This is a genomic window from Streptomyces murinus (assembly GCF_002154555.1).
GTDB classification, from domain to species: Bacteria; Actinomycetota; Actinomycetes; order Streptomycetales; family Streptomycetaceae; genus Streptomyces; species Streptomyces murinus.
In genome coordinates, this window is the sequence record NZ_MUNF01000474.1 from 1 (window position 1) to 920 (window position 920).

The 920-nt window shown below is 74.9% G+C and carries 1 protein-coding gene; it reads right to left on the reverse strand.

All coding sequences use genetic code 11. The features are described from left to right. Positions 1-920 (reverse strand): DegT/DnrJ/EryC1/StrS family aminotransferase (locus CCN72_RS26885; protein WP_107430160.1); only part of this gene is annotated, 920 nt, incomplete at both ends.

Below are 920 nucleotides of genomic sequence, written 5' to 3' on the forward strand. Positions count from 1 at the left end.
GACAGATGACGGCGGGACGCCTGCGCCGCGGCGGGCCAGCGGGCGTCCGGTGGCGCGTACGGGGCGAAGGCGGGGTGCGCGGGCAGGGGGCTCGGGTAGTAGACGTGACTGGCCACCCCGTGCTCGGCCAGGTGAGCCGCGAGGGCGTCCCGGGCGTCGGCGAGGACCGTGTACACGTAGAAGCAGCGGCCGTCGCGATCGGGCGGCGGCGGGGTCACCCCGCGGTCGGCAAGCGGGGTGAAGCGCTCGGTGTAGTACGCGGCGATCTCGGCCCGCCGGGCGAGGCGCGCGGGGAAACCGGCGTAGCGGTGTGTCTGGAAGGCCGCCTGGATCTCGTCGAAGCGGCTGTTGACGCCGACGGCGTGGTGGACGAACCGCCGCCCGGGCCGCTGGCCGTGGTTGCGCAGCATCCGCACCCGCTCGCCGAGCGCCGGGTCCCGGGTGATCACCACGCCGCCCTCGCCCGGCATGCCGCACGTCTTGACCTGCACGAAGGAGTAGACGCCCGCCTCGCCCCACAGCCCGGCCGGCACGCCGCGCAGCACGCCGCCCTGGGCGACCGCCGAGTCCTCCAGCAGGCGCAGTCCGTGCCGCCGGGCCAGCTCGGCGAAGTGGGGCATGTCGGCCATCACGGAGAACATATGGGCGGGCATCACCGCCCTGGTCCGCTCGGTGACGAGCCGTTCGGCCTCGTCCGGGTCCATGGTCATGGTGTCCGGGCGGATGTCGGCGAAGACCGGGACGGCTCCGACGGCGACGACCGAGGAGGCCAGCGGCGCGCAGCCGAAGGCGGGGACGATCACCTCGTCGCCGGGGCCGATGTCCATGGCGCGCAGCACCAGCGAGAGCGCGGAGGTGCCGCTGGAGCAGGCGACCACGTCGGCGGCGCCGAGGTCGGCGCGCAGCAGTTCCTCGAAGGC